Origin of the sequence: Ruminococcus sp. CAG:330 (assembly GCF_000437175.1) — a bacterium.
Lineage (GTDB): Bacteria > Bacillota > Clostridia > Oscillospirales > Ruminococcaceae > Ruminococcus_C.
The window spans coordinates 35,262-42,246 of record NZ_FR898066.1 but is presented as its reverse complement, the minus strand read 5'-3'; the positions used below and the strand labels follow the sequence as shown (position 1 = coordinate 42,246).

General features: G+C 54.0%; 6 protein-coding genes, 1 other RNA gene and 1 pseudogene. 2 read left to right on the top strand and 6 right to left on the bottom strand.

Translation table 11 applies throughout. From position 1 onward, the window contains the following. Positions 1-449, bottom strand: a pseudogene (gene eno, locus QZL66_RS08065) (phosphopyruvate hydratase); the annotation flags it as partial. 343 nt (positions 450-792) lie between these two features. Between eno and gdhA the strand changes: the two are divergent. After that, positions 793-2,151, top strand: a complete 1,359-nt coding sequence (gdhA, locus tag QZL66_RS08060; protein WP_022411216.1) for an NADP-specific glutamate dehydrogenase — start codon at positions 793-795, stop codon at positions 2,149-2,151. Positions 2,152-2,330: 179 nt separating this feature from the next. Here the strand turns inward: gdhA and ssrS are convergent. The 4 genes from ssrS to pdxS all read right to left on the bottom strand — a co-directional run bounded on the left by ssrS (position 2,331) and on the right by pdxS (position 4,549). Beyond that, positions 2,331-2,523, bottom strand: a non-coding RNA gene (gene ssrS, locus QZL66_RS08055) — 6S RNA. 94 nt (positions 2,524-2,617) lie between these two features. Then, positions 2,618-2,944 carry a DUF1292 domain-containing protein gene (locus QZL66_RS08050; RefSeq protein ID WP_022411215.1) on the bottom strand — a complete coding sequence of 109 codons (327 nt, stop codon included), beginning with the start codon at positions 2,942-2,944 and terminating at the stop codon, positions 2,618-2,620. A gap of 166 nt (positions 2,945-3,110) precedes the next feature. Further along, entirely contained in the window at positions 3,111-3,677 is a 567-nt protein-coding gene (gene pdxT, locus QZL66_RS08045) for a pyridoxal 5'-phosphate synthase glutaminase subunit PdxT (RefSeq protein WP_022411214.1), read from the bottom strand. Further along, positions 3,677-4,549 (bottom strand): pyridoxal 5'-phosphate synthase lyase subunit PdxS, encoded by an 873-nt coding sequence (pdxS, locus tag QZL66_RS08040; protein ID WP_022411213.1) that lies wholly within the window; start codon positions 4,547-4,549, stop codon positions 3,677-3,679. Before pdxS ends, pdxT begins: the two co-directional genes overlap by 1 nt. A 480-nt stretch (positions 4,550-5,029) precedes the next feature. Here pdxS and QZL66_RS08035 point away from each other — a divergent pair, with 480 nt between their 5' ends. Beyond that, positions 5,030-6,022, top strand: coding sequence for an aldo/keto reductase (locus QZL66_RS08035; RefSeq protein ID WP_022411212.1), 993 nt, complete (start codon positions 5,030-5,032; stop codon positions 6,020-6,022). A 244-nt stretch (positions 6,023-6,266) separates the two neighbouring features. Here QZL66_RS08035 and QZL66_RS08030 read toward each other — a convergent pair. After that, on the bottom strand, positions 6,267-6,985 hold a 719-nt coding region (locus QZL66_RS08030; RefSeq protein WP_293602012.1), incomplete at its 5' end, for a D-alanyl-D-alanine carboxypeptidase family protein.

Sequence of the window (6,985 nt, the reverse complement as noted above, 5' to 3'; positions counted from 1 at the left end):
TTTAAGATGTTCATCATGGGCACGGGCATGGTCACGGCAGACGCTCCCCCTAAAAACCGAAACAGCGGTACGTCCTGCGCACGGGCGGCCGCTCTGGCGCAGGCGATAGACACCGCCAGAATGGCGTTTGCGCCAAAGGCGGACTTGTCCTCGGTGCTGTCCGCCTGACACATCTGCCGGTCAATCTCGCCGAGATCAGAGATTTCCTGTCCCTCCAGCAGCTCTGCGATCTCGTTGCCGATGTGGTACACCGCCGATTCCACGCCCTTTCCGCCGTAGCGCACGGACGCTTTGTCCCGCAACTCCAGTGCCTCGTGCTTGCCCGTGGATGCACCGCTTGGCGCCATGCCTCTGCCGCAGATGCCGTTTTCCAGCACTACTTCCGCCTCGGTTGTGGGATTCCCACGGGAGTCCAGAATCTCCCGTCCGGTTACTTTTGCAATTTTCATTGGTCAGCCCTCCTTTACTTTCGATATTTTTGCCAAAGCCCGAAAGAATATACGGCGAGGCATGGGATCCGGCCGTTTTTTCGCTTTTCGATTGTCGTTTTTTTCGCTTTCAGATTTACAAATTTAGTTTTTTCATGCCGATATTTTGTTTTATTCAGCGGTTTTGATTTTGATTGAAAGAAAATGCGCTTTTTTTCTAATTTTCCATTGAAAAGCAGAGTGAAATGGTGTATAATAATATTGTTTGAAGAGGACGTACAGGTGTTGCGAGCAAATGCACACGCCCACTTGCCCACTTTCAAATGATCTGAATTTTTACATTACTTTACAGGAGGAGATTCCCATGGCATTCTCATTCAAGAACGCATATCTTCAGAAGGTATATGACAGTGTTGTAAAGCGCAACAGCAATGAGCCGGAATTCCTGCAGGCAGTCGGCGAAGTGCTGATGTCTCTGGAGCCGGTTGTTGCAAAGGATCCGTCCTACGAGACCAACGGCGTAATCGATCGTATCGTTGAGCCGGAGCGTATGATCCAGTTCCGTGTTTCTTGGGTAGACGACAACGGCAAGGTTCAGGTAAACCGCGGCTTCCGTTGCCAGTTTAACTCTGCAATCGGACCGTACAAGGGCGGCCTGCGTCTGCACCCGTCTGTATGCGCATCTGTCATCAAGTTCCTGGGCTTCGAGCAGACCTTCAAGAACAGCCTGACCACACTGCCCATGGGCGGCGGCAAGGGCGGTTCCGACTTCGACCCGAAGGGCAAGTCTGACAACGAGATCATGCGCTTCTGCCAGAGCTTCATGACGGAGCTGTCCAAGCACATCGGTGCTGACACTGACGTTCCGGCTGGCGACATCGGCACCGGCGCTCGTGAGATCGGCTACATGTTCGGTCAGTACAAGAGACTGCGCAACGAATTCACCGGCGTTCTGACTGGTAAGGGTCTGTCCTACGGCGGTTCTCTGGCTAGAACAGAAGCTACCGGTTACGGTCTGCTGTACTTCACCGAAGAGATGATGAGCTGCATGAAGAACGACACCGTCAAGGGTAAGACTGTCGTAATCTCCGGTTCCGGCAACGTTGCAATCTACGCAACTGAAAAGGCTCAGGCTATGGGTGCAAAGGTTGTTGCTCTGTCTGACTCCAACGGCTACATCTACGATCCGAACGGCATCAAGCTGGATGTTGTAAAGCAGATCAAGGAAGTAGAACGCGGACGTATCAAGGAATATGTAAACCGTGTAGAAGGCGCAACCTACACTGAGGGCTGCAAGGGCATCTGGACCATCAAGTGCGACGTTGCTCTGCCGTGTGCAACCCAGAACGAGATCGACGGCGAGTCCGCTGAGATCCTGCTGAAGAATGGCGTTCAGGTTGTTGCAGAGGGCGCAAACATGCCGTCTACTCCGGAAGCAATCGACAAGTTCCTGGCTGCTGGCATCCTGTTTGGACCGGCAAAGGCTGCAAACGCAGGCGGTGTTGCTACCTCCGGTCTGGAAATGTCTCAGAACAGCGAGCGTCTGTCCTGGACATTCGAAGAAGTTGACGCAAAGCTGAAGGGCATCATGATCAACATCTTCCACAACGCATACGATCGTTCCAAGGAGTACGACGTAGAGGGCAATCTGGTTGTCGGCGCAAACATCGCTGGCTTCCTGAAGGTTGCTGACGCTATGAAGTGGCAGGGCGTGGCTTATTAATCAGCCGCTTTCCGCAACACACTGACGTTTTGACGTTCTGACTGCATCACGCAGTATCAAAAGACCGCACCCATTTGGTTGGGATGCGGTCTTTTTTGGTCTGTTGTTCCGGATACGGCAAGACATACAAAAACACCCTCTGGGCGAATGCCCAAAGGGTGTTGCTTTTTTACAAGAAAAATAAAACCGCCGTGCCGTCTTGCGGCACATAAAACCAAGCCATTACAGCAAGGTGGGTACCTGCCCAACTGATTCACGCTCCCTTCGTCCGCCGAAGCGGGAGGTCTGCAATCCACAGATGGAGCTTATAGATTCCCTAAAAAAGAGTGTTGGATTATAAAAACCGCAATGTGTCGCACACGGCAGTATTTATTTTTCTATCTCTAGTATAGCACATTCTTTTCCAAAAATCAATAGGAATTTTGTGAAAATTTTATGCTATCCCAGTCGAACAAAACAAAGACGCTTACGCCTCTTCGTCCTCCTCATCCTCGTCCTCGAACATGCCGTTCAGGCGCTCCAGGAACATTGCGCCAACGGTCTCATACTCTGCGTCATCCTCAATGGTGCAGAGCATCTCTTCGCCGTCGATCATCTCCCGCTTCAGTACCACGAATTCGCCGTCGTCCTCCAGCATCTGCTCCTTCTCCTCATAGTAAGGCACCAGTGCGCAGTAAGAGGCATCGCCGTAATCCAGTTCATCCAGCAGCTCGAACTCCTGTTCCTTGCCGTCCTCATCCTCCAGGGTGTAGATCATACCGCCAGAGGTGTATTCTTCATCCATATCCATCATTGTAAAAACACTCCTATCGCCAAAACTCACAGCACCGGATGCTCCGGTGTTCCAGTGTACTCTTATTATACAATCTTCTGCCGAAAAAATCAAGTGGTTTCCGCCTCGCCGCAAAAATTTTGCAGCCGCAGAAACCACTTGCTTTTCTACGATTGTTGTCTACACCTCAGGCATGCTTTACCATGTCGAGGAAATACTCGTGAACTTTGGTGTCGTCAGTCAGCTCCGGATGGAACGCTGTGACCAGCTGGTTTCCCTCCCGTGCAGCGACGATCTTTCCGTCCACTTCCGCCAGAACACGGGTGTCCCCCGAAACCGAGGCGATATACGGCGCACGGATAAAGACCATGGGAATCTCGCCGACCTCCTGCATTTGTGCGGTGGTTTCGAAGCTGCCCAGCTGTCTGCCATAGGCGTTCCGCCGTGCGGCGATGTCCATCGTGCCGAACTGCACCAGACCGCCCTCCACCTGCTTTGCCAGCAGAATCAGACCGGCACACGTGCCAAAGACCGGCATGCCCTCCCGAATGCGCTGCTTCAGCGGATCCATGCAGTCCAGTTCCCGCAGCAGCTTGCCCATGACCGTGCTCTCGCCGCCCACCAGAATCAGACCGTCGAAGTCTTGTTCCAGATCACGCTTCTGTCGGATCTCAAACGACTCCGTATCCAGCTTCCGCAGGACGGCGCAATGCTCTGCGAATGCACCCTGCAGTGCAAGTACTCCGATGCGCATTACTTACCACGCTCCGCCATCAGCAGGGAGATCTCCTGCTCGTTGATGCCGACCATTGCCTCGCCCAGATCGGTGGACAGTTCTGCCAGCATCTTGGCATCCTGGAAGTTGGTGACAGCCTTGACGATGGCAGCAGCACGCTTTGCCGGATCGCCGGACTTGAAGATACCGGAGCCAACGAATACGCCCTCAGCGCCCAGCTGCATCATCAGTGCAGCGTCTGCCGGCGTTGCAACGCCGCCTGCTGCAAAGTTGACAACCGGCAGCTTGCCGTTCTCGTGAACATACTGCACCAGATCATACGGCACCCGCAGCTCCTTCGCAGCGTCGAACAGCTCGTCCTCGGACATGGACTGGAGACGGCGAATCTCTGCCTGCATCATACGCATGTGGCGCACTGCCTGCACGACATCGCCGGTGCCCGGTTCGCCCTTGGTACGAATCATGGAAGCGCCCTCATTGATACGGCGCAGTGCCTCGCCCAGATCCTTGGCACCGCAGACAAACGGCACATCGAACTTGGTCTTGTCGATGTGGTACTTGTCATCTGCCGGAGAGAGCACTTCGCTCTCGTCGATGTAGTCAATCTCGATGGCCTGCAGAATCTGTGCCTCTGCGAAGTGACCGATCCGGCACTTTGCCATAACCGGAATGCTGACTGCCTCCTGAATGCCCCGAATCATCTTCGGGTCGCTCATACGGGATACACCGCCGGCTGCACGGATGTCTGCCGGAATGCGCTCCAGCGCCATAACGGCACAAGCGCCGGCTGCCTCTGCGATCTTTGCCTGCTCCGGTGTGGTGACGTCCATAATGACGCCGCCCTTCAGCATCTGCGCCAAGTTTTTATTCAATTCATAACGATTTCCCATGGTTCGTTCCTCCTGTGTGATTTCTGCACATTTCATACAGTGCTGTCTTTAGTATATCGCAGATTTGGCATTGCTGCAATTGCCAGTTCTGAAACTTTTTTCAATGCCAGTTGGAACATCCGCACGTCTTTGCAGGGTTCACAGTTCATTTAATAACTGGAAACAGAAAATTCCTTGCAACGTCTGGCAAAAGGCACTATAATAGGAGACAGAAGCGGACGAAACACCCGCTATGCAGGCGGCAGGAGCTGCCTATCAGGCTGACGTAAACTTCATCGTCGTAGCAGTCTGTAAAGTGATGATGCGTGTGATGTTCCAAGAGACAGTGCACGGCTGAGCTTGATAAGGGTTGTACATTTACCAAAACTTGGATAGGCGGAATGCCGAAAGAAAATGTTCCGGAGGACTCTGTCAAAACTGGCGGAGTCCTTTTGATTGAAAGATACTGAACAGGCTTTTACAGAAAGGCAGGGAAACGAGATGCAGGAAACACGCTATGAAAACATGGAATACCGCCGCTGCGGACGGAGCGGGCTAAAACTTCCGCTCATCTCTCTGGGGCTGTGGCACAACTTCGGCGACTCCAACACCATGGAACGCATGGAAGATCTTTGCCGCACCGCATTCGACGGCGGCATCACCCACTTTGACCTCGCCAACAACTACGGCCCGCCCGCCGGCGCTGCCGAGCGGCACTTCGGACAGATTCTCCGCACCGTATTCGCTGGACATCGGGATGAGCTGATCATCAGCACCAAGGCAGGATTTGACATGTGGGACGGCCCTTATGGCGACTGGGGCAGCCGGAAATATCTGCTGGCGAGCTTAGACCAGAGCCTGAAACGGCTGGGTGTAGACTATGTAGATATCTTCTACCACCACCGCCCCGATCCGGAAACACCGCTGGAGGAAACCATGGGTGCACTGGCGCAGGCGGTGCAGAGCGGAAAGGCGCTGTACGTGGGGCTGTCCAACTACGACGGCGAAACCATGCGCCGTGCAGCGAAAATTCTGCGGGAGCTGCGCTGCCCATTCATCATCAACCAGAACTGCTACTCCATGCTCGACCGCACCATTGAGAAAAACGGCTTGCTGGACGCTTGCAGCGATCTGCAAAAGGGACTTGTCATCTACAGCCCGCTGGCACAGGGACTCCTCACTGACCGCTATCTCCACGGAAGCATTCCGAAGGACAGCCGCATTCGCACCGATGGCCGTTTTCTCCGCGAGGAGCAGCTCAACGGCAAGCTGGAAATGCTCCGGCAGCTGCAATCGCTGGCGTGGAAGCGTGGACAGAGTCTGGCGCAGCTGGCACTCAGCTGGATTCTGCGGAAAGAAACGGTGACCAGCGTCATCATGGGCGCTTCCAAGCCCGCACAGATTCAGGACGCACTCCAAGTCGTGAACCGCACACCGCTGACTGAGGCAGAACTCGGAGAGATTGAGCGAATTCTTGCGACTGCAAACGCATAAGGCAATACCGCACAAAGATTGTGCGACAGATGCGTCGTCAAATTTTTCGTCAGATGAAACAAAAAGCGGAGTGAATACTTGATGTATTCACGAGCATTTTTGTGAAATATGACGGGAAATGTGCAAGCAGATGGCGTGCAAAGTCGCCAGACGCTCTTTGTGCGGTATTGCCATAACACCAAACAGAAACGGCACACCGGAGCGTTTTCCGGTGTGCCGTTTTTTCATGACAGGATTCCAAACGTTATTCGCAGGCAACGATGTATCCGCCCATATTGTCGCCGGAAGCGGTATACACACCGGTGACCGTTGCCGTCACATCATTGGTACCACCCACCGGCACATAAAAGACCTTGTAGTCCGTATCGCCCACGGTGATTTCCAGCGGATCTTTTTCCGTGCGGGACTGTACCTCGTCCAGATACTCCTCCAGACACAGGTCGTGTTCCTGCATGTAAGCGGCATGGGGTTCGCCCACATAGCGGAACACATAGGAGCGTCCGCTCTGACCGGTGTACTCGTCCTTGTCCTCCGGATAACGCACCACAAAGCCGTACTCCGCAGCATGCTCCGAGATCCAGCTGTAATCCGGATACTTCTCCGCATTGTAGTAGTCCGAGGTGCCGTCCCCGAAGTTGATCTTCAGATTGAAAGAGAGTCCGGTCTGAGTCTCCGCATAGTCGCCGCCGAACACTTCCAGACTGCTGTAGCCGGTGGCGGTGTAGAAGTCATCCATCATCTCCCCCAGATGCTCCAGCGCATCGGCATCCATGAGGAAGTCGGTGTAGCCAACCCGATAGGTCACAGTGTCACCGCTGCGGGATGCCTCGTAGACGTTTTTCAGGTTCAGCTCCTCCTGAGACAGCTGGAGTGCGTGCTCACTGTTGACCAGAATCAGGCTGCCCTCCTTGACACCGGAGGCGGAAAGTTTCACCTTTTCGCTGTCGGCAGCCTTTTCGGCGG